The organism is Microbacterium halotolerans (assembly GCF_003569805.1).
In the GTDB taxonomy this organism is placed as follows: Bacteria; Actinomycetota; Actinomycetes; order Actinomycetales; family Microbacteriaceae; genus Microbacterium; species Microbacterium halotolerans.
In genome coordinates this window covers 196,685-216,959 of sequence record NZ_KZ984053.1, presented here as the reverse complement: position 1 = coordinate 216,959, position 20,275 = coordinate 196,685, and the positions used below count along the sequence as shown (strand labels likewise).

General features: G+C 69.1%; 19 protein-coding genes. 13 read left to right on the top strand and 6 right to left on the bottom strand.

The window, feature by feature from the left end:
- Positions 1–23: 23 nt before the first annotated feature.
- The 5 genes from nusA to mftD all read left to right on the top strand — a co-directional run bounded on the left by nusA (position 24) and on the right by mftD (position 6,059).
- Positions 24–1,013 carry a transcription termination factor NusA gene (nusA, locus tag DZG09_RS13065; protein WP_119698192.1) on the top strand — a complete coding sequence of 330 codons (990 nt, stop codon included), beginning with the start codon at positions 24–26 and terminating at the stop codon, positions 1,011–1,013.
- A gap of 72 nt (positions 1,014–1,085) precedes the next feature.
- Positions 1,086–1,358: a YlxR family protein gene (locus DZG09_RS13060; RefSeq protein WP_119698191.1), complete on the top strand. Its 273-nt coding sequence runs from the start codon at positions 1,086–1,088 to the stop codon at positions 1,356–1,358.
- A gap of 59 nt (positions 1,359–1,417) precedes the next feature.
- On the top strand, positions 1,418–4,246 hold the full coding sequence (gene infB / locus DZG09_RS13055; RefSeq protein ID WP_119698190.1) for a translation initiation factor IF-2: 2,829 nt from the start codon (positions 1,418–1,420) through the stop codon (positions 4,244–4,246).
- 68 nt (positions 4,247–4,314) lie between these two features.
- Positions 4,315–4,740: a 30S ribosome-binding factor RbfA gene (gene rbfA / locus DZG09_RS13050; protein ID WP_119698189.1), complete on the top strand. Its 426-nt coding sequence runs from the start codon at positions 4,315–4,317 to the stop codon at positions 4,738–4,740.
- A gap of 104 nt (positions 4,741–4,844) precedes the next feature.
- Positions 4,845–6,059 carry a pre-mycofactocin synthase MftD gene (gene mftD / locus DZG09_RS13045; protein WP_119698188.1) on the top strand — a complete coding sequence of 405 codons (1,215 nt, stop codon included), beginning with the start codon at positions 4,845–4,847 and terminating at the stop codon, positions 6,057–6,059.
- 60 nt (positions 6,060–6,119) lie between these two features.
- Here the strand turns inward: mftD and DZG09_RS13040 are convergent, their stop codons facing one another.
- The 4 genes from DZG09_RS13040 to DZG09_RS13025 form a co-directional block, all read right to left on the bottom strand.
- Positions 6,120–7,781: an ABC transporter permease gene (locus DZG09_RS13040; RefSeq protein WP_119698187.1), complete on the bottom strand. Its 1,662-nt coding sequence runs from the start codon at positions 7,779–7,781 to the stop codon at positions 6,120–6,122.
- Positions 7,778–8,719, bottom strand: a complete 942-nt coding sequence (locus tag DZG09_RS13035) for an ABC transporter ATP-binding protein (protein WP_119698186.1) — start codon at positions 8,717–8,719, stop codon at positions 7,778–7,780. The genes DZG09_RS13040 and DZG09_RS13035 overlap by 4 nt, the downstream gene beginning before the upstream one ends.
- Positions 8,716–9,390 carry a TetR/AcrR family transcriptional regulator gene (locus DZG09_RS13030; RefSeq protein ID WP_119698185.1) on the bottom strand — a complete coding sequence of 225 codons (675 nt, stop codon included), beginning with the start codon at positions 9,388–9,390 and terminating at the stop codon, positions 8,716–8,718. Before DZG09_RS13030 ends, DZG09_RS13035 begins: the two co-directional genes overlap by 4 nt.
- A gap of 111 nt (positions 9,391–9,501) precedes the next feature.
- Positions 9,502–10,368, bottom strand: coding sequence for an HhH-GPD family protein (locus DZG09_RS13025; RefSeq protein WP_119698184.1), 867 nt, complete (start codon positions 10,366–10,368; stop codon positions 9,502–9,504).
- Between the two features lie 136 nt (positions 10,369–10,504).
- Here DZG09_RS13025 and DZG09_RS13020 point away from each other — a divergent pair, with 136 nt between their 5' ends.
- Entirely contained in the window at positions 10,505–11,143 is a 639-nt protein-coding gene (locus tag DZG09_RS13020; protein ID WP_162893313.1) for a hypothetical protein, read from the top strand.
- 3 nt (positions 11,144–11,146) lie between these two features.
- Here DZG09_RS13020 and DZG09_RS13015 read toward each other — a convergent pair whose 3' ends face one another.
- The gene (locus DZG09_RS13015; RefSeq protein WP_119698182.1) at positions 11,147–11,707 is read right to left on the bottom strand and encodes a helix-turn-helix domain-containing protein; all 561 of its coding nucleotides are present in this window, start codon (positions 11,705–11,707) and stop codon (positions 11,147–11,149) included.
- A gap of 66 nt (positions 11,708–11,773) precedes the next feature.
- Here DZG09_RS13015 and DZG09_RS13010 point away from each other — a divergent pair, with 66 nt between their 5' ends.
- From DZG09_RS13010 to DZG09_RS12990, 5 genes are all read left to right on the top strand, one after another.
- Positions 11,774–13,345 (top strand): SAM-dependent methyltransferase, encoded by a 1,572-nt coding sequence (locus tag DZG09_RS13010; RefSeq protein WP_119698181.1) that lies wholly within the window; start codon positions 11,774–11,776, stop codon positions 13,343–13,345.
- Positions 13,346–13,412: 67 nt separating this feature from the next.
- Complete coding sequence (gene truB / locus DZG09_RS13005) at positions 13,413–14,300, top strand: tRNA pseudouridine(55) synthase TruB (RefSeq protein ID WP_119698180.1); 888 nt, start codon at positions 13,413–13,415, stop codon at positions 14,298–14,300.
- The gene (locus tag DZG09_RS13000) at positions 14,297–14,665 is read left to right on the top strand and encodes a hypothetical protein (protein WP_119698179.1); all 369 of its coding nucleotides are present in this window, start codon (positions 14,297–14,299) and stop codon (positions 14,663–14,665) included. The genes truB and DZG09_RS13000 overlap by 4 nt, the downstream gene beginning before the upstream one ends.
- Before the next feature lie 56 nt (positions 14,666–14,721).
- A complete protein-coding gene (locus DZG09_RS12995; RefSeq protein ID WP_119698178.1) occupies positions 14,722–15,165 on the top strand; it encodes a hypothetical protein in 444 nt (147 codons plus the stop codon).
- Entirely contained in the window at positions 15,162–16,157 is a 996-nt protein-coding gene (locus DZG09_RS12990) for a bifunctional riboflavin kinase/FAD synthetase (protein ID WP_119698177.1), read from the top strand. The genes DZG09_RS12995 and DZG09_RS12990 overlap by 4 nt, the downstream gene beginning before the upstream one ends.
- A 78-nt stretch (positions 16,158–16,235) precedes the next feature.
- On the opposite strand, the gene deoC is transcribed toward DZG09_RS12990, so the two are convergent.
- Entirely contained in the window at positions 16,236–16,955 is a 720-nt protein-coding gene (deoC, locus tag DZG09_RS12985) for a deoxyribose-phosphate aldolase (protein WP_119698176.1), read from the bottom strand.
- A 130-nt stretch (positions 16,956–17,085) separates the two neighbouring features.
- Between deoC and DZG09_RS12980 the strand changes: the two genes are divergently transcribed.
- Both DZG09_RS12980 and DZG09_RS12975 read left to right on the top strand, forming a co-directional pair.
- Positions 17,086–19,308: a heavy metal translocating P-type ATPase gene (locus DZG09_RS12980; RefSeq protein ID WP_119698175.1), complete on the top strand. Its 2,223-nt coding sequence runs from the start codon at positions 17,086–17,088 to the stop codon at positions 19,306–19,308.
- A 116-nt stretch (positions 19,309–19,424) separates the two neighbouring features.
- The gene (locus DZG09_RS12975) at positions 19,425–20,045 is read left to right on the top strand and encodes a hypothetical protein (RefSeq protein ID WP_119698174.1); all 621 of its coding nucleotides are present in this window, start codon (positions 19,425–19,427) and stop codon (positions 20,043–20,045) included.
- Positions 20,046–20,275 lie beyond the last annotated feature (230 nt).

The window sequence follows — 20,275 nt, the reverse complement described above, 5'->3', positions numbered from 1 at the left end:
AAGAACTGAAGAGGGAGAACGCAGTGGATATCGATCTTGGACTGCTCCGCAACATCGAGCGTGAGAAGGAGATTCCGCTCGACGAACTCGTGCGGATCATCGAGCAGGCCGTGCTGACCGCGTACGGGAAGCACGTTTCGCAGACCGGCGAGGCACCGGTCGGCGCACGCGCCGAACTGGACCGCTCGACCGGCCACGTGGGCATCTACGTGCCGGTGGCCGACGATTCCGGTTCGGTCATCGGTGAGGAGGAATCCACTCCTGAGGACTTCGGACGCATCGCCGCCTACGCTGCCAAACAGGTGATCGCCCAGCGACTGCGCGACATCGCCGACGACGCCGTGCTCGGCGAGTTCCGCGGCAAGGAGGGCGACATCGTCGCCGGGATCGTGCAGCAGGGCACGAACCCGAAGATGGTCCACGTCGACCTCGGCACCGTCGAGGCGATGCTCCCTCCCGAGGAGCAGGTGCCAGGCGAGGACTACGCCCACGGAACCCGTATCAGGGTCTATGTCACGAGCGTCGCCAAGGGGCACAAGGGTCCGGCGATCACGGTCTCCCGCACGCACCCCGGCCTGGTGCGGAAGCTGTTCGCGATGGAGGTCCCCGAGATCGCGAGCGGCCTCGTCGAGGTCCTCTCGCTCGCGCGCGAGGCGGGGCATCGCACTAAGATCGCGGTCACGGCGACCGACCCATCGATCAACGCCAAGGGTGCGTGCATCGGCGAGATGGGGCGTCGGGTGCGAGCCGTCACGGAGGAGCTCTCGGGCGAGAAGATCGACATCGTCGACTTCGACGACGACCTCGCGACGTTCGTCGCGAGCGCACTGTCGCCGGCCAAGGTCACGAGCGCGTTCGTGCTCGACGAGAGCACCAAAGCGGTCCGCGCACTGGTGCCCGACTATCAGCTGTCGCTTGCGATCGGCAAGGAGGGCCAGAACGCCCGACTCGCCGCGAAACTCACCGGAGCGAAGATCGACATCCAGCCGGATTCGATCATGGACGCGGGCTGATCGACCGGATGCTCCCAGTCGTCGAGCGCGGATCGGACACGCCAGGCGAACGCGCTCGAGGCGAGGTGTAGAATGGAACCCGTACGAACGTGCGTCGGTTGTCGCGCGCGTGCTCCCCGGGCCGCCCTCCTTCGAGTGGTCGCGGTCGATTCGGTTCTCGTCCCAGACGAAAAACGTTCGATGCCCGGTCGAGGCGCGTGGCTGCATCCGGCGCCGACGTGTGTGAGAACCGCGCTTCAGAGGCGCGCTTTCGCACGAACACTGCGTGCATCGGGGCAACTCGACGCACACATCATCGAGGAATGGCTGACCAGCTATGGAAACCAAGTGAACGGCTCGAAATGAGACCCGTCCGCCTCTAAAGGCCTGCCCCTGTCTGGGTGGGCCACCCAGACAGGAGAATTGTGGCTAAACCACGCGTACATGAGATCGCGGCAGAGTTCGGTATCGACAGCAAGTCGGCGCTCGCGAAGCTGAAGGATCTCGGCGAGTTCGTCAAGAGCCCGTCATCCACTATCGAGCCCCCGGTCGCGCGCAAGCTGCGCGCCGCGCTTCAGGCCGATGGTGCCAAGCCGACCTCAGGAGACGACGCCGCGAAGAAGCCGGCGCCGCGCTCCGGCGCAAAACCCTCCGCGACGCCGGGGCCGAAGCCCGGTTCCAGCGCGCCCGCGAAGGAATCCGCTGCGCCCGTGCCGGAATCCGCTGCGCCTGCGCAGGATCCCGCTGCGTCCGAGCAGGCGGAGCCGAAGGCTGAGGAGAAGCCTGCTGCTCCGGCTGCCGCCAAGAAGTCGTCGCCGCCGAGCCCGGGCTCTGCGAAGCCCGGCGCGCCGAATCCCGGTGGCTCCGCGCCGAAGCCGGGCTCGAACCCGCCCAAGCCGGGCGCGGCGAAGCCCGGTGCACCGAAGCCGGGTGGACCGCGTCCGGGCAACAACCCGTTCGGCAACGCTCAGGGCATGGGCCAGCAGCGACCAGGCGGTCCGCGGCCGGGCAACAACCCGTTCGCAACGGCTCAGGGCATGGGCCAGCGCCCGACCCCGGGCAACATTCCTAAGCCGCAGCCCGGTCGCGGTCTGCAGCGCCCCGGCCAGGCACGCGGCGGTCGCCCCGCTCGTCCGGGTCAGGGTGGCGGTGGAGCGCGCGGCAACGCGCCGTTCCAGCAGCGTCCCGGTGGCGGAGCAGGCGCAGGTGGCGCCGGTCGTCCCGGCGGCGGTGGCGGCGGCTTCGCCGGTCGTCCTGGTGGCGGCTTCGCCGGTCGGCCGGGCCCCGGTGGTCGTCGCGGCGGTACGGCCGGTGCCTTCGGCAAGGGCGGCGGCAAGTCCAGGCAGCGCAAGTCACGTCGGGCGAAGCGGCAAGAATTCGAGATGCGGCAGGCGCCGATCGTCGGCGGGGTCAAGGTTCCCCGCGGCGACGGCAGCACGCTGATCCGCATGCGCCGCGGCGCATCGATCTCGGACTTCGCAGACAAACTCGAGACGATGCACGGCGTCTCGGTGCCACCGGGCAACCTGGTCACGGTGCTGTTCCACCTCGGTGAGATGGCGACGGCGACCGAGTCGCTCGATGAGGCGACCTTCGAGGTCCTCGGCGCCGAGCTCGGCTACAAGATGCAGATGGTCTCGCCCGAGGACGAGGACAAAGAGCTCCTCGAGAGCTTCGGCCTCAACCTCGAGCAGGAGGAGCTCGAAGAGGACGACGAGAACCTCGAGATCCGTCCTCCCGTGGTGACAGTGATGGGTCACGTCGATCACGGTAAGACGCGACTGCTCGACGCGATCCGTCACACGACGGTGATCGAGGGCGAGGCCGGCGGCATCACGCAGCACATCGGTGCCTATCAGATCTGGACTGAGCACGACGGCCATGATCGCGCCATCACCTTCATCGACACCCCGGGTCACGAGGCCTTCACAGCCATGCGCGCCCGTGGTGCCGACGTCACCGACATCGCGATCCTCGTGGTCGCGGCCGACGACGGCATCATGCCGCAGACGGTCGAGGCGCTGAACCACGCCCAGGCGGCCGAGGTGCCGATCGTGGTCGCGGTGAACAAGGTCGACAAGCCGGACGCGAACCCCGACAAGGTGCGCCAGCAGCTCACCGAGTACGGCCTGATCGCAGAGGAGTACGGCGGCGAGGTCATGTTCGTCGACGTGTCGGCGATCAAGAGCGAGGGAATCCAGAACCTCCTGGACGCAGTTCTCCTCACAGCTGACGCAGGTCTCGACCTCCGAGCGAACCCGAACAAGGAAGCGCGCGGGATCGCGATCGAGGCGAAGCTCGACAAGGGCCGCGGCTCCGTGGCGACCGTCCTCGTGCAGGGCGGAACGCTTCACGTCGGTGACCCGATCGTCGCCGGCACGGCTTTCGGCCGTGTGCGGGCCATGATCGACGAGCACGGCGAGCGGATCAAGGAAGCGGCTCCGTCGCGTCCCGTTCAGGTCCAGGGGCTCAACTCGGTGCCGCGCGCCGGCGACCTGTTCCTCGTTTCAGAGGACGACCGCACCGCCCGCCAGATCGCCGAGAAGCGCGAAGCCGTCGAGCGCAACGCCGCCCTGGCGAAGGCGCGCAAGCGCATGTCGCTCGAGGACTTCACCAAGGCACTCGAAGAGGGCAAGGTCGAGTCGCTCAACCTCATCATCAAGGGTGACGTCTCCGGTGCCGTCGAGGCGCTCGAAGAGGCGCTGCTCAAGATCGAGGTCGACGACAGCGTCCAGCTGCGGATCATCCACCGCGGCGTCGGTGCGATCACCGAGAGCGACATCAACCTCGCCACGATCGACAACGCGATCGTGCTCGGCTTCAACGTGCGTCCTGACACCAAGGCGCGCGAGGCCGCGAACCGCGAGGGCGTCGATACCCGCTTCTACAACGTCATCTACAACGCGATCGATGACGTCGAGGCCTCGCTCAAGGGCATGCTCAAGCCCGAGTACGAGGAGGTGCAGTCGGGTGTCGCCGAGATCCGAGAGGTGTTCCGCTCCTCGAAGTTCGGCAACATCGCGGGTGTCATCGTCCGCAGCGGTACGATCACGCGCAACGCCAAGGCGCGCATCATCCGCGACGGCGTCGTGCTCGCCGACGGCCTGGCCATCGAGTCGCTGCGCCGCTTCAAGGACGACGTCACCGAGGTCAGGACGGACTACGAGGCCGGTATCGGACTCGGCAAGTTCAACGACATCCAGATCGGCGACGAGATCGAGACCATCGAGATGGTCGAGAAGCCTCGCGTCTGACGTGATTTGATGGTTCTGCCGGGTGGCCACCAGCCACCCGGCAGAACCGTTCTCGAAGGGGATATCTCATGGCCGGTGAACGCCAGGCCCGCGTGGCGGACCGCATCAGGGTGATTCTGTCCGAACGCCTGCAGAAGGGGCTGCGCGACCCGCGGCTCGGCTTCGTCACCATCACCGAGGTGCGCGTGACGGGCGACCTGCAGAACGCGTCGGTCTTCTACACCGTCTACGGCACGGACGAGGAGCGCGAGGGCACTGCCGCCGCGCTGAAGGCCGCGACGGGCATGCTCCGCAGCGAGGTCGGGCGACACCTGAACACGCGCCTCACCCCGACGCTCGAGTTCATTCCGGATGCGCTGCCTGAGGAGGCGACGCATCTGACCGCGCTGCTCGCAGAGGCGCAGGAGCGCGACGAGCAGGTGCGCGGCCTCGCTGAAGGCGCGCGATACGCAGGCGATGCCGACCCGTACCGGCACGACGACGAGGAGCAGTAGCACTGCTCGGAAACCCTTCCGCGACGAGGCAGACTCTTCCCTTTGGCACTGAGTGCCATTAGTGTCTGGAAGACGCAACCGTCGATGGCGAAGGGTGTACGAGTATGAGCAGACTGTGGCCGTGGGTGCGCAATCCCTGGTTCGAAACGGTGCGGGAGGCGCAGCGGCGATCCGAGCAGTTCCTGCCGCCATCCGTGTACTCGGCGCTCGTCGCCGGATCGGAGCGAGGGCGCACCCCGCAGGACAACCAGGACGCCTTCGCCGAACTCGAGTTCGCCCCGCACGTTGCTGGCCACCGAGCACAGCGCGACCTCTCGACCACGATCATGGGCATCCCCGTGTCGATGCCGGTGATGATCTCACCGACGGGCGTGCAGGCGATTCGGCCCGAGGGCGAGACGGCCGTCGCGCGTGCGGCGGCGAACCGCGGCCTGATCATGGGGCTGAGTTCGTTCGCGTCGAAGACCGTCGAGGAGGTCACGGCCGCGAACGAGAACACCTTCTTCCAGATGTACTGGACCGGTACTCGGGATGCTATGCGATACCGAATGGACAGGGCGCGCGCCGCTGGCGCGAAGGCGCTGATCTCGACGACGGACTGGTCGTACTCGTTCGGGCGCGACTGGGGGAGCCCGGAGATCCCGGAGCGGATGACGCTCCAGGCGGTCTACAAGATGGCCCCTGAGGGCATCAGACGCCCGCAGTGGACGGCGCAGTGGCTCAGGGCGGGGCTTCCCGATCTGACGGTGCCGAATCTCACGATGCCGGGTGAGGACGCTCCGACCTTCTTCGGCGCGTACGGCGAATGGACTCAGACGCCGCCTCCGTCATGGGAGGACCTGGCCTGGCTGCGAGAGGAGTGGGGCGGCCCGTTCATGATGAAGGGCATCACCCGTGTCGACGACGCGCGCCGGGCCGCCGACATCGGCGTCGACGCGATCTCGGTGTCGAACCACGGCGGCAACAACCTCGACACGACCCCTGCATCGATCCGCTGCCTCGGCCCCGTCGTCGACGCCGTGGGGGACAGGGTCGAGGTGCTTCTCGACGGCGGAGTGCGCCGAGGCGGCGACGTCGCCAAAGCGCTCGCGCTGGGCGCACGCGCGGTGCTGATCGGGCGGGCCTACCTCTGGGGCCTCGCGGCCAACGGGCAGGCGGGTGTCGAGAACGTACTGGATCTGATGCGCATGGGCCTCGACTCCGCCGTACTGGGTCTCGGCCACTCGTCGATCGAGGAGCTGAACGCGCGCGACCTGCACATCCCCGACGGATTCGAGCGAGTCCTCGGTGAGGTGACCGAACCGGCCGCGTCGCGCTGACGCTGTACCCGCCGGGGCGCGTCGATCCGATCCATCGACCGGATCGACGCGCCCCGGCTGTCAGGCGGTGGTCAGGTCGCGGCGTCGGAAGACGATCGTGCCGAGCATCGTGCACGCCGCACCGATGCCGGTCAGCACGGCGATGCCGGCCCATGAGATGTCGTCCGCGGGGTATTCGCCCACGTGGCGGAACGGCGATGCGGCGAGTACGGCGTCGTCGAGGTCGAGCATCTCGCCGAAGAGCGACAGCAGCGCGCCGACGATGAACACGGCCCACGTCAGCCCGAGGACGCGCGGTGCGACGCCGTACAGGCCGACGGCGAGGCCGAGCAGCAGCCAGACGGCAGACACCTGCGCGGCGTGCCCGAACGCGACCGGCCAGAACATGCTCCAGTCGTTCATCCCCGCCGCCGCGCCGATGCCCTCGCCGAACCCCGCGAGCGCGAGCAGCCAGAGCGACCCGACCGCGGTGACGAGCGTCCACGACAGCAGCCACGCCGACCGGCTGACGCCGGTTGCCAGCACGGCCTCCGTGCGCACTCCCTGCTCCTCGGTTCGGAGCGACTGCACGGAGATGATCGCGAAGGCCGCGACCATCATCGCGAAGTACACGCCCATGAAGCCGACGTATCCCTCGACGATGCCGTCGGTGCCGCCCATCAGCCCGACGATCTGCTCCGGCATGCCCTCAGCGCCGTCCGCCATCGGGCGCGTGAAGGCGCCGAACGTCACGCCGCCGAGCAGCATCGCGATCGACCAACCGGCGATGGCAGGTCGCTGCAGGCGGTAGGCGAGCGAGAGCGGGCCGCGCAGCCAGCCGCGCGCTGCGGCGCGGCCCAGCCTGTCAGGCAGGATGCCTGCGGCGAGGTCGCGGCGCGACTGCAGGACGAACGCCAGAGCGACGAGCACCGCGAAGAGCGCGACGCTCAGCAGGAGCGGCCACCAGTCGTCGTTCGTGAACGGCGCCGTCTGCTGCGGCCAGCCGAGCGGCGACAGCCACGACAGCCACGCGAGATCACCGTTCTGCACAGCTGACATGTCGCCGAGCCCCCGGACGACGAAGCTCACACCGAGCACCAGGCCCGCGAGTCCGGATGCCGCTCGTGAGAAGGGGCTCAGCTGCGCGGTCACAGCGGCGACTCCCGCGAAGGCGAGGCCGGCTGCCCCCAGGCCCGCGCCGAACAGCAGCGATCCCGCGGGCGCCGGCTCTGCAGTCGACGACATCATCGTGAGCCCCGTCACAAGCGCCATCACGATGTTCATCGACGCTGCGATGATCAGCGCGGCGGCGAGGGGCGCGTGTCTGCCGACCACGTTCGCGCGGATCAGCTCGGCGCGACCGGTCTGCTCCTCGACCCGGGTGTGGCGCGAGACCGTGGTGATGCTCATGAACGCCGCGCCCAGCATGAGGCTGGTGCCGTACATTCCGACGACGAACCTCGGCACGGTGATGGCATCGAAGCCGAAGCCGGGGCCGCCGATGAGACCCATGATGGGGTTCGCCGCGAACGCCGTCATCGCGTTCAGCGCTTCCTCGTCCATCACCAGGGCGATCACGTTCGAGAAGTACGCGGCCATGACGCTCAGGGCGAGCACCCAGACGGGGAAGCGGATCCGGTCGCGGCGCAGCATGAAGCGCAGCAGCATGCCCGTGCCCGTCAGCGGGCCGCCCGATGCCGGCTCTCGGCGCTCGCTGCGGGGACGTTCGGTGACGGCGGTCATGATTCCTCGCCGTCGCCGTAGTGGCGCAGGAGCAGCTGCTCGAGAGTCGGCGGCGCTGCGGTGAGAGCCCGCACGCCGTGCCCCGCGAGGTCGCGCATGATCTCGGGCAGGTGGTCGGCATCCGCATCGAAACGGACGTGCTCGCCTTCGGCGAGCACGTTGTGCACTCCGGCACGCTCGTTCAGGCCGGCGAGGGGCTCGTCCGTGCGCACTGAGACGGTGGTGCGCGACAGGTGCCGCAGGTCGTCGAGTGTGCCGGTCTCGACGATCCGTCCCTGCCGCACGATCGAGATCCGGTCGGCGAGAACCTCGACCTGGGCGAGGATGTGGCTGGACAGCAGCACCGTGCGCCCGGCGCGCTTGGCCTCGTGGATGCACTCCTGGAAGACCGCTTCCATCAGTGGATCGAGGCCGGCGGTCGGCTCGTCGAGCAGCAGCAGTTCGACGTCCGATGCCAGCGCGGCGATGAGCGCGACCTTCTGCCTGTTCCCCTTCGAATACGTGCGTCCCTTCTTACGCGGATCGAGGTCGAATCTCTCGATCAGCTCGTCGCGCTTGCTCCGATCCGCTCCGCCGCGCAGCCGCGTGAACAGGTCGATGGTCTCGCCGCCGGTGAGGTTCGGCCACAGTTCGACGTCGCCGGGCACGTAGGCGAGGCGTCGGTGCAGGGCGACCGCGTCCGAGAACGGGTGGCCGCCGAGAAGACGCACGCGCCCCGAGTCGTGGCGCAGGATCCCCAGCAGTATGCGCATGGTCGTGGACTTCCCCGCGCCGTTGGGGCCGAGGAGGCCGTGCACCTCGCCGCGCGTCACCGTCAGGTCGAAGCCGTCGAGCGCTGTGACGCTCCCGTACCGTTTGACGAGCCCTGCGATATCGATGGCGGAGTCCGTGCCGGGGCGGGAAGCGGCGGTGTCTGCCGCACGGGGTGCTGCGGTCATGGCATTCTCCGTTCGTCTCGGGGCGCGTCGGGGTCTTCCGCAGGCGCGGTGGTGGCAGAGTCTGTGGTTCCGTCGGCGTCCGTGTGGTTCGGGGAGTCGACGATGATGCCGCGCATGTACAGGTCGAGCAGCGGCTGCGAGAGACGAGCGAGGGTCGAGGCGGTGTCCTGCGTGCCCAGCACGGACTGCAGGCGATGCTGCAGCATCATGGGCGTGAGAGCGAGGACGGCGACCATGGCCGCCTGTGCCCTGTTGTCGTCCGAGTGCCGGAACGAGTACCCGGCGAAGCCGGAGCCGAGGAGCTCCTCGACGAGATCGACGTAGTGGTCGAAATGGCGTTGACCGTGCTCGGACGGGTCGAGCAGAGACTTCACCAAGTACTCGACGATCGTGTGCATCCGCTCGTCGCGGAACATCGAGGCGATCGCGTCGGGTGCGGCCTGTGGCGCCGCACCGCGCTTCGCATCGAAGATCGCGGTGAAGACGTAGTCGTCGCATTCCCTCCGCAGGCCGTCCTTCGACCCGAAGTGATGGATGACCAGGCCGGGGGAGACGCCGGCGGCCTGTGCGATGCCCCGGATCGTGGTCCGGGAGAAGCCGCCGGCGGCGAAGGCCGCAACGCCCGCGTCACGGATCCGCGCCCTCGTCGTCCGATCTTCGGCTGAACTCATGTTCAGTATGCTAAACGATTGTTCAATCAGAGGCAAGAGGAAGCGGCTCGATGCGCTGAATCAGCCCTGCTGCGGAGGTGCGGTCCATGGAAGTTCCGCGGCCGAGGTGCGTCAGCGGGGCAGGTGCAGCTCGCCGTCCGTCGACTCGATGAGACCGTCGTCCAGAAGGGTGAGCACCGCCCGGTCGCGCTGAGCCGCGTCATGCCAGTCGGCGAGGATGCGCTGCTGCGCGATCGGTGAGGTCGCCCCGCGCAGTTCGCGCATCACAGCGCCCCGCGCCTGCCGGTCGCTGCCCTCGTACTTGGCCTGCTTGCGACGGGTGTCCGGGGTCTCGGGCCGGCCGGCGGCGTGCCACGCGCACGCGTCGGCGATCGGGCACGTCCCGCACGCGGGGGAGCGAGCCGTGCAGGTGACCTGGCCCAATTCCATCACCGCCGCGTTCATCACTGCGGCCTCCGCGTGCGACGCCGGAAGCAGCGCGGCCATCTGGTCGAGGTCGGCGGGACGAGGGGGCGCGGGGTGCGCAGCACCGTCGATCGCCCTCGCCATCACGCGTCGGGTGTTCGTATCGACAACCGGATGGCGGTCGCCGTAGGCGAAGACGGCGACCGCACGTGCGGTGTAGTCACCGACGCCGGTGAGGGAGAGCAGCGTATCGACGCTGCGAGGCACGACCCCGTCGTGATGGTCGCGGATCTGCACCGCCGCCCGGTGCAGCCAGAGGGCACGTCGTGGATAGCCGAGGTTCGACCACGCCTTCACAGCCTCTGCAGGAGCCTCATCCGCCAGCGAGGTCGGAGTCGGCCAGCGGCTCAGCCACGCGTCCAGCAGCGGGATCACTCGGGCGACGGGCGTCTGCTGCAGCATGAACTCGGAGACGAGCACACCCCACGCGCCGAATCCGTCCGCGCGCCACGGCAACGCGCGCGCATTGGTGCGGTACCAGGGCAGGAGGGCCTCGGTGATGGCGGACTGCATCCATTCAGCCTAGAACCTCAGCGGTGTCGCATACCATTCGTCTGCATGCGTTCCTGAGAGCGTGCACGGCTGATCGCGATCGAACCGTGATCGCGGCGCGGCCGTCTCGTGATCTGACATCCGTAGCGTGTCCTGGGTGCCCTTCCCCGAATTCTCTCTGCGCCCGCGCGCGCTCGGCGCCTTCGTCGCGTCGGTCGCGCTCGCAGGAGCGCTCGCCGCATGCACCGCGGTCGGAGGAGCCGACTCCGACTCAGACCTGCCGCCCTCCGACGGACTGGCTGCGATGGCGGAGACGCCCGTCAGCTCGGCGGACGAGGACCCGGAGGATCCCACGACGTGGGTGATCTCGGCAGGAGCGGTCGGCGGCGTCCGAATCGGTGACGATTTCGCGACGACGCTTGAGACGCTGCCCGACACATGGCGATCAGTCGACGAGTGCACCGTGAGCTGGCACGGTGAGGCCGGCTTCGACGTGACGTTCGCCGCCGCGGCGTCCGGCATCGTCGAGATCGAGGTCTCGGGCGAGATCGGTGCGCCGAGCGAGGCCCCGCGCACGCCGGAGGGGCTCGGGCTCGGTTCCACTCGCGACGAGGTGAGGGCCGTCTACCCCGCGGCCGAGGAGACCGCCGCTCCCACGGCAGGAGCGATCGAGCTGCATCCGGAGGGGAGGACCGCGCCCGGCGCGACGCTGTCGTTCACAATCGGCGACAGCGGCCGAGTCGTCGGAATCGTTCTGGCGGGCGACGCAGAGGGCTCGGGAGCCTGCGCTCCGTAGGCGCTACTCCGTCTCGCTCGTGCGGGTGTGGATCTTCGCGCCCTTCTCGTTGAAGATGCTGATCACCTGCGCCGCGCGCCCGCCGGCGGCCGACATGGCATGCGGCGTGTGGGTGTCGAACTCCGCGGCCTCGCCGCGGGCGAGCACGAGATCCTGTTCGCCGAGGCGAAGCCGCAGCTTTCCGGTCAGCACGTACAGCCACTCGTAGCCGTCGTGGGTGCGCAGCTCCGGCAGGGCGACGCCTGCCGGGTAGGTGATCTTGAACGTCATCACCGATGAGTGCTCGGGTGCGAGCGGCACGATGGTGAGTCCGTCCCTCGTGACGGCGGGGCGATGCACTCGGGGGTCGGCCGGCTTCGCGGGCAGGAGGTCGTCGATCCGGATGCCCAACCGCCTCGTGAGCGGGAGCAGGAGCTCGAGGTTGGCTTGGCGCTTGCCCGATTCCAAGCGGGAGAGCGTGCTCGTCGACATGTCGGCGCTCGCTGCCAGCTCCTCGAGCGTGAGCCCGCGCGATCGTCGTTCGGCGCGCAGGCGCGGCCCGATCTGGTCCAGTTCCGCTCGCATCGCGCTCCCTTTGCCATTTCTGCAATATTGTTTGCGGTCGTGCACAGTCTCGCACAACATGGGGACATGCAGAACTCTTGGGATGTCATCGTTGCAGGCGGCGGGCCGACAGGTCTGTCCGCCGCAGTCATGCTCGGGCGAGCGCGCAGACGCGCGCTCGTGATCGATGCGGGAAGCCCCCGCAACCGCTTCGCCGACCACATGAACGGCGTGCTCGGTCATGACGGAGCGTCGCCGCGAGACCTGGCGGCTCGCGGCCGCACTGAAGCAGAGGCCTACGGCGTCGAATTCACCGCAGGAACGATCGAACGTGTCGAACGCGATGCGGACGGACTCATGGTGCGCACGCTCGACGGCCGCGAGCACAGCACGCGGGCGCTGGTCGTCGCCACCGGGCTCACCGACGACCTTCCCGACATCCCCGGTCTTGCCGAGCGCTGGGGGCGGACGGTGCTGCACTGCCCGTACTGTCACGGCTGGGAGGTGCGCGACAAGCGTCTTGCGGTGCTCACGACTTCGCCGCTCGGGCTGCACCAGGCGGAGCTGATCCGCCAGTGGAGCGACGACGTCACCGTGCTCACCGCGGGGCTCGGCGAGCTCACTCCCGAAACGCAGGCGCGGCTGCGCGCACGCGGCGTCCGGCTGGAGTCGGAACCCGTCGCCGAAGTGGTCGGCGACGGCGCGCAGATCTCGAACGTCCGTCTCAGCGACGGCCGCGAGATCGCCGCGGACGCCATCTTCACCATGGGCGTCCCGAGGCCGCACGACGCGTTCCTGGCGCCGCTCGAACTCACCAGGTCCGAGACGCCGTTCGGGCGGTTCATCGAGGTCGACGAGATGGGACGGACGAGCGACGAGAGGATCTGGGCGGTCGGGAACGTCGTCAATCCCGGTGCCAACGTTCCGAAGTCGATCGGCGACGGCTCCTTTGTGGGAGCGGCGGTGAACGCCGCACTCGTGACCGCCGAATTCGACGCGGCCGCGAAGTCCGGCGAGCCGTGGCCGGAGGTCTCGACCGCAGCACTCTGGGAGGAGCGCTACTCCGGAGCCGACCGCGTGTGGTCGCACTCGGTCAACGGCGTGCTCGCCGACGTCGCAGGGAACCTTGTTCCCGGCCGCGCCCTCGATGTCGGCAGCGGTGAGGGCGCGGACGTGATCTGGCTCGCCGAGCGCGGCTGGGATGCCACCGGAGTCGATGTGTCGACCACGGCAGTCCGACGCGCAGTCGAAGCCGCGGCAGCGGCCGATCTCGGCTCGGGCAGCGCGGAATTCACGGTGGGCGATGTCGACGCCGTGTCGGGGAAGGTATACGACCTGGTCACCTCGAGTTTCCTGCACTCCCCGGCGAGCGAGCCGCGCGAGGACATCCTGAGGCGGGCGGCCGAACGCGTCGCCGCGGGCGGGCATCTCCTGATCACCTCGCACGCGAGCGCACCGCCATGGGCCGGTGATGCGCACGCCGGACACCACCGCTTCCTCGCTCCGGAGGAAGAGCGGGAGATGCTCGCCCTTGATCCGGATGCGTGGGAGGTCGTGCTCTCCGAGACCCGCGAGCGGGCGACGACGTCACCCGACGGCGAACCGAGCACGATCGAGGACGGCGTGCTGCTGCTGAGACGCCGCGACCCGCGCGACTGACCGACGGCTCGGCCAGCAGCCGACGGGCCGTGATACGTCCATCAGGCACGTCCCATAGGCTGAGGGGATGAGTTCTGGCGTCCTCCTCGTCGACAAGCCCAAGGGCGTCACCAGCCACGACGTCGTTGCGCGCACACGGCGGGCATTCGGCACCCGCAAGGTCGGCCATGCCGGCACGCTGGATCCGATGGCCACCGGCCTGCTGCTGATCGGCATCAACGGCGCGACCCGGCTGCTGACGTACCTGGTCGGCCTCGGCAAGACCTACGAGGCGACGATTCGGCTCGGCGAGGCGACGACGACGGACGACGCAGAGGGCGACATCATCGAGCGGGCAGAGACAGCGCTCGTCTCCGCCGTCAGCGACGAGCGGATCGATGCGGGGATCACGGCTCTGACGGGGCCGATCGAGCAGGTGCCGAGCGCCGTCTCGGCGATCAGGGTCGACGGACGGCGCGCATACGAGCGCGTGCGTGCCGGCGAGAGCGTCGAACTGAAGGCCAGAGCGGTCACCGTCTCTCGCTTCCAGCGCACGGCGATGCGACGACTCGACGGCGCGATCGAACTCGACGTGACCGTCGACTGCTCATCCGGCACCTACATCCGGGCTCTGGCTCGCGATCTCGGCGCCGATCTCGGTGTCGGAGGGCACCTCACCTTCCTGCGCCGCACGCGCGTCGGAGACTTCGACGTCGCCGACGCGGTCGACGGCGACCACCTTGACGGAGCCGTGCCTATGGACCCCGTCGAGGTGGCGGTCATGGCTGTCGGGCGCTTCGACATCACGGCGGACCAGGCGCAGGACCTGCGCCATGGGAAGCGGCTCGACGGTCTCGCCGAGCGGGTTTCCGGAGCGCACGCCGCGGCCGTCGACCCAACCGGCGTGCTCGTCGGGATCGTCGAGAAGCGGGGCTCCGCGCTCAAGTCGGCGATGAATATGCCGGAGAACGCATGATCACCTGGCTCACCGTCGCGCTGATCGCGCTCACCTGTGCGGCCGGGCTGCTCTGCCTCGTGCTCGGACTTGCCGGGCGGCGTCCCAGCGACCTCAGCATCGGGGCGATGGCTCTCGTCGAGCTCGCCCTGCTCGCTCAGGTGATCGTCTCGATCATCGCGCCCTTCGCAGGGAACCCCGCTGAGGGCGACCTGCTCGAGTTCTGGATGTACCTGGCATCGGCGGCGCTGCTGCCGTTCGCCGCCGTGGTGTGGGCGTTCGTCGACCGCACCAGGTGGAGCACCGCGATCATGGGAGTGGTCGGGCTGTCGCTTGCGGTCATGCTGTGGCGCATGGACGTCATCTGGAGCACGCCGCTGAGCTGAGCCTCCGCGCCCCGCTCGCAGTCTCCCGGCGGTTCACCATCTAAACTGGGCAGGCTATGACCGAACCAGATCGCCCGCGCCGCATCGGCGGACTCGGCACCGTCCTCGTGTGGGTGTACGGCATCCTCGCGCTCGCTGCGACGGGCCGTTCCGCGTCTCAGATCATCTCGCGCTTCTCCGAGGCGCCTGTGCCGTACCTGCTCTCGGCGCTCGCCGCCGTGGTGTACATCTTGGCCACCGTCGCGCTCGTGGCCTCCTCCCGCAGTTCCGGCTGGTACCGCGTGGCATGGGCTGCGGTGTCGTTCGAACTGGTCGGTGTGCTCATCATCGGTGCGCTCAGCTTCGTTCCGGCGGTCGAGAACCTGTTCCACGCTGAGGCGACGGTCTGGACTCACTTCGGCTCTGGATACGTCTGGGTGCCGCTGGTGCTGCCGTTCCTCGGCATGTGGTGGCTGACATCTCACGCGCCGAGCCGGAGCGGAGCCGAGGCGACGTCATGATCCTGTTCCGCGGAGCGGACGAGGTGCCGGATGACTTCGGCGAATCGATCGTCGCAATCGGCAAGTTCGATGGTGTGCACGCGGGGCACAGGGCGATCATCGACCGGATGATCGTGGCGTCGGCTGCGGGGGAGCGCCGCACCGTCGCGGTGACCTTCGACCGCAACCCGCTCGCGGTGCTCGCCCCGGAGCGCTGTCCGAAGCCGCTGGTCGGCACGAGGCAGAAGGCCGAGCTTCTCGCGGCAACCGGCATCGACGCCACCCTGATGCTCACCTTCGATGAGAACCTCGCCCGAGAGGAAGCGGAGAGCTTCGCCCGGCGGGTGCTCGTCGACGCGCTCCGCGCGCGCCACGTGCTCGTCGGCCGAGACTTCAGGTTCGGCGCCCGCGGGGCAGGGGACACGGCGCTGCTGGAGCGGATGGGCGCGGAGCACGGCTTCGTCGTCGATGTGATCGACGACATCGCGAGTGACGGAGAGCGGCGACGGGTGTCGTCGACCTGGGTGCGCGAGCTGCTCACGGCCGGGGACGTCGCGCGCGCGGCCAAGCTGCTCGGCCGGCTGCCCTCGGTGACCGGCGAAGTCGTGCACGGCCTCAAACGCGGCCGCGAGCTGGGCTTCCCCACCGCGAACCTGTCGTCAGAATCCGAGGGCTTCGTGCCCGCCGACGGCGTCTACGCCGGATGGCTCGTCGCGGCCAGGCCCGAGCTCGGGAACACGCGCTACCCCGCCGCGATCTCGGTCGGAGCCAATCCCACGTTCAACGACGTCGACGAGTCACAGGTCGAGGCGTACGTGCTCGATGAGACCGAGCTCGATCTGTACGGCGCTCGAGTCGACGTGGAGTTCGCGCAGCGCATTCGCGGCATGGAGGCGTTCGACGGCCTCGACTCCCTGATCACCCAGATGCGCGACGACGTCGCTCGCACCCGCGAGCTCCTCGGGACCGGAGCGAGTGAGGACAGCGAACGCTCGCGTTGTCGGGACGAGTGATCGACGGTCGCCGGGCGCAGGCCGAGCAGGTGACCCCGCCCCGCGCCGGGCGCAGCCCGAGTTCCGGGAGGTGCGGCGTCAGTATGAGCCGGTGTCCTCAGCGCCGGAAGCCTCGGAGCCGGCGGCGCGGGAGCGCGCCTCGGAGAGGATCGTCGCGGCGGCGGAGGTGCCGAGGCGTGTGGCGCCGGCGTCGAGCATGGCGGTCGCGGAGTCGAGCCCTCGCACACCGCCCGACGCCTTCACCTGAACCGCCGAGGACACGGTCGCGCGCATGAGCGCGACGTGCTCCACGGTGGCGCCGCCGCCTGCGAAGCCGGTCGACGTCTTCACGAATGTCGCGCCGGCCTCCTCGGCGAGGCGGCTGCCGCGCTCGATCTGCTCGAGATCGAGCAGACTCGTCTCGAGGATCACCTTGGTGACTGCTCCTGCTGCGGCGTGCACGACGGCGGCGATGTCCTCGCGCACCGCGACGTCGAAGCCGGAGCGCAGCGCGGCGATGTTGATCACCATGTCGAATTCGCTCGCCCCGTCCTGAGCCGCCCTGCGCACCTCGGCGACCTTCGCCGCGGTGGACGTGGTGCCGTGCGGGAACCCGATCACCGTGCCCACGCGAACGCGCGAGCCCTCGAGCCGCTCGCACGCGTGCGCCACATCGCTCGGCCTGACGCAGACGCTCCACACGCCCCATTCCGCTGCGATGTCGAGTTCGCGATCCAGGTCGGTGCGCGTGAGCTCCGGCTTCAGGACGGCGTGGTCGATGGTCTGGGCGATCTCGGCCTCTGAGTACGTGCGCGTCATGCCCTCAGCCTATGCGAGAGCCGGATGTTCGGGATGGCGAACAACAACTGCATCGGTGGCGAGGAATACCCCAGGGGGGTATGCTGTTCCTGTCGGTGAGGAACGATCCTCGTCGACGAAGGGAATCGACATGAGCACTACGACCGACCACAGCCCGCAGCCTGCGCGCGGCGTCGTCCTCGATATCGAGGGCATGACGTGCGCGAGCTGCGTTGCGCGCGTCGAGAAGCGATTGCAGAAGGTTCCGGGTGTTGAGGCCGCGGTGAACCTCGCTACGGAATCGGCCAAGGTGTCCGCGCCAGCCGATGTGGACGGCGCAGCACTGGTGGATGCCGTCCGTTCCGCGGGATACGACGCGAGCGTGCGCAGCGACGACGCCTCCCGCCACGACGAGCACGAGGCTCACGACGCAGGAGGCCACGACCACGACGTCGAAGATCGCCCGGGCACGACGACGCTTCTGACCAGGCTCGTCATCAGCGCGATCCTCTCCGCACCCGTGCTCGTCGTATCGATGATCCCGGCCATCCACTTCCCCGGGTGGGAATGGATGGCGCTCGTCCTCACGCTCCCGGTCGTGCTGTGGGGCGGTTGGCCGTTCCACCGCGCCACCTTCCAGAACGCCCGGCACGGTGCGATGACGATGGACACGCTCATCACCCTCGGCACGGTCGCGGCGCTCGCCTGGAGCATCTGGGCGACTCCGATCGGCGCTCACGTGTACTACGAGGTCGCAGCCATCGTCACGGTGTTCCTGCTGGCGGGCCGATTCATCGAGCAGCGCTCGCGTCGCCGGGCCGGTGCCGCTCTGCGCGCGCTGATGGAACTCGGCGCGGACGAGGTCATGCGTGCGAGGCCAGACGGGGCGGACGACGAAGTGATTCCGACCTCGCGGCTGCGGCTGGACGATCTGTTCGTCGCCCGTCCGGGCGAGCGCATCGCCGCGGACGGTGTCGTGGTCTCCGGCGGCGCCGCGGTCGACGCCAGCGCGATGACGGGGGAGTCCGTTCCCGTCACGGCCGCTGAAGGCGATGCCGTCACCGGCGGCACGATCGCCGTCGACGGACGGCTGGTGATCAGGGCCACAGCCGTCGGCGCCGACACGCGTCTGGCGCACATGGCGCGGCTCGTCGAAGACGCGCAGGCGGTCAAGGGACGCGTGCAGCGGCTCGCAGACCGCATCTCCTCAGTGTTCGTCCCGGTCGTGATCGCCCTGTCGATCATCACGCTCGTCGCGTGGCTCGCCTTCGGCGGCAGCATCGATCAGGCGCTCGCTGCAGCGATCGCCGTGCTGATCATCGCCTGCCCGTGCGCACTCGGTCTCGCAACGCCCGTCGCGATTCTGGTCGGCACGGGCCGCGGAGCCCAGCTGGGCGTGCTCGTCACAGGGCCGGAGGCGATCGAGACGGCGGGGCGCATCGACACGGTCGTCCTCGACAAGACGGGAACCGTGACCAGCGGCCGGATGAGCGTGAGCGCTGTCGCCGTCGCCGACGGGGCGGATCGCGAGGAGGTCCTGCGCATGGCCGGTGCGCTCGAGACAGGATCTCAGCACCCCCTGGCTGCGGCCGTCGTCGCCGAAGCAGGGGGCGGGCTGCCCGCGGTCGACGGCTTCCGCAGTCACTCCGGTCGCGGCGTGAGCGGAACCGTGTCCGGCGTCGACGCGTTCGCCGGCAGCCTTGCTCTGGCACGCGAACTGGGTGCCGATGTGCCGGATGCCGTGGCCGACGCCGTGGCGAACGCGGCGGGAACCGTCGTGGTCGTCGGCTGGGCCGAGCAGGGTGCGGGCTCCGTCGCTCGCGGGGTCATCGAGGTGGCCGACACGGTGCGCGACGACAGCGCGGCAGCGGTCGCCGAACTGCACGACCTCGGTCTCGACGTCGTCCTGCTGACGGGAGACGCCGAACGGGTCGCCCGGAGGGTGGCCGACGAGGTCGGTATCGACAGGGTGTCGGCAGGTGCCACGCCGGAGGTCAAGATCGCCGAGGTGCGCAGGCTGAGGGAGGCCGGGCACAGGGTCGCGATGGTCGGAGACGGCATCAACGACTCCGCGGCGCTCGCCGCAGCCGACCTCGGCATCGCGATGGGCGGAGGGACCGACGCCGCCCGTCACGCCAGCGACGTCACGCTCGTGCGCGAGTCGCTTGCGGCCGTCGCCGATGCCGTGAGGCTGTCCAGGCGGATGATGTCGATCATCCGCGGCAACCTCTTCTGGGCATTCGGCTACAACGTCGCTGCGATCCCCCTCGCAGCGCTCGGCCTGCTCAACCCGATGATCGCCGGTGCGGCGATGGCGTTCTCCAGCGTGTTCGTCGTCCTGAACAGCCTGCGTCTGCGCCGGTTCCAGCGCTGAACCGGATGGAGCGGCGAGCCTGATGTGAGGCGCGCCGCTCCATCGTGCGTGTCGAGGTGTGAGCCGTTCTGCGCGTCGGATGCCGTCGACGCGGTGCGCTCGGTAGCGTTGGCCGTATGAACATCGCGCGGAGTGTCGCTGCTCTCGGTCTCGTCGCACTCGTGGCGGCGGGTGCCGCCGCCTGTGCGCCGGAACCCGGAGCGGAGCACACGGAGGAGCCGGGAGCATCCGCGCCCGATACGTCACCGTCGGAGACCTCGGTCCCGGAGTCGACTCCCGAGCCCGCCGGCTTCGAGATGCCGGCGGACTGCGCGTCCGTGTACACCGACGAGATGTTCGACGTGCTCGACGGCGCTGACGGGTTCCAGCTCAACGACCCCAGCCTGACCATGCTGTCGTCCGAGGTCGTCGGAGCGCTCGAACTACTCGATCAGGTCGACCCGCTGCGGTGCACCTGGGGTGTCGCGAGCGAGACCGGCATCGCGACCACCGTCGCCGAGATCGACGACGCACAGGCGGACGCGCTTCGCACAGCGCTCGAGCAGTCGGGGTTCACCTGCACGGACGGGGAGCCAGAGGTGTGCTCGCTGAAGAACACCATCAACGGTGATGCTGGGCAGGCGGAGTCGACCGAGACGCACGTGTTCGGCGGAGGCGGCTGGGCGGCGACGCGCGAGCTGAATTCGTCGGTCGAACCCGAGTACAGCGAGTCGATCGCCGCGGCGCTCTGGTCCTGACCGGCCAGCGGGGGAGGCACCGCGAGCGGTTCATCTGGCGTGGTGCCCTTCGCAGCAGCGGGTGTGCGATAGAATATGCGCGGAGCTTGCGTGTGTCCGTTCGTGTGACCCGTGAGCGACGTCGACGCCCGCGTGGCGACGAGTCCGGATCCATCCGGACCGCACTGCCTCGCATCCGGCTCGCACATCAGGTCATCCGGAGGGGCAATCGCTCGTCGGAATCGACGCTC

Bases quoted from the DNA above. Each gene is read 5' to 3' on its own strand.
- DZG09_RS13010 (WP_119698181.1), top strand. From the start codon at position 11,774: ATGCAGAACTCTTGGGATGTCATCGTTGCAGGCGGCGGGCCGACAGGT.
- mftD (WP_119698188.1), top strand. From the start codon at position 4,845: ATGAGCAGACTGTGGCCGTGGGTGCGCAATCCCTGGTTCGAAACGGTG.
- DZG09_RS13035 (WP_119698186.1), bottom strand. From the start codon at position 8,719: ATGACCGCAGCACCCCGTGCGGCAGACACCGCCGCTTCCCGCCCCGGC.
- DZG09_RS13060 (WP_119698191.1), top strand. From the start codon at position 1,086: ATGGAACCCGTACGAACGTGCGTCGGTTGTCGCGCGCGTGCTCCCCGG.
- truB (WP_119698180.1), top strand. From the start codon at position 13,413: ATGAGTTCTGGCGTCCTCCTCGTCGACAAGCCCAAGGGCGTCACCAGC.
- DZG09_RS12995 (WP_119698178.1), top strand. From the start codon at position 14,722: ATGACCGAACCAGATCGCCCGCGCCGCATCGGCGGACTCGGCACCGTC.
- deoC (WP_119698176.1), bottom strand. From the start codon at position 16,955: ATGACGCGCACGTACTCAGAGGCCGAGATCGCCCAGACCATCGACCAC.
- DZG09_RS12975 (WP_119698174.1), top strand. From the start codon at position 19,425: ATGAACATCGCGCGGAGTGTCGCTGCTCTCGGTCTCGTCGCACTCGTG.
- rbfA (WP_119698189.1), top strand. From the start codon at position 4,315: ATGGCCGGTGAACGCCAGGCCCGCGTGGCGGACCGCATCAGGGTGATT.
- DZG09_RS12980 (WP_119698175.1), top strand. From the start codon at position 17,086: ATGAGCACTACGACCGACCACAGCCCGCAGCCTGCGCGCGGCGTCGTC.
- DZG09_RS12990 (WP_119698177.1), top strand. From the start codon at position 15,162: ATGATCCTGTTCCGCGGAGCGGACGAGGTGCCGGATGACTTCGGCGAA.
- DZG09_RS13015 (WP_119698182.1), bottom strand. From the start codon at position 11,707: ATGCGAGCGGAACTGGACCAGATCGGGCCGCGCCTGCGCGCCGAACGA.
- DZG09_RS13030 (WP_119698185.1), bottom strand. From the start codon at position 9,390: ATGAGTTCAGCCGAAGATCGGACGACGAGGGCGCGGATCCGTGACGCG.
- DZG09_RS13040 (WP_119698187.1), bottom strand. From the start codon at position 7,781: ATGACCGCCGTCACCGAACGTCCCCGCAGCGAGCGCCGAGAGCCGGCA.
- DZG09_RS13000 (WP_119698179.1), top strand. From the start codon at position 14,297: ATGATCACCTGGCTCACCGTCGCGCTGATCGCGCTCACCTGTGCGGCC.
- DZG09_RS13025 (WP_119698184.1), bottom strand. From the start codon at position 10,368: ATGCAGTCCGCCATCACCGAGGCCCTCCTGCCCTGGTACCGCACCAAT.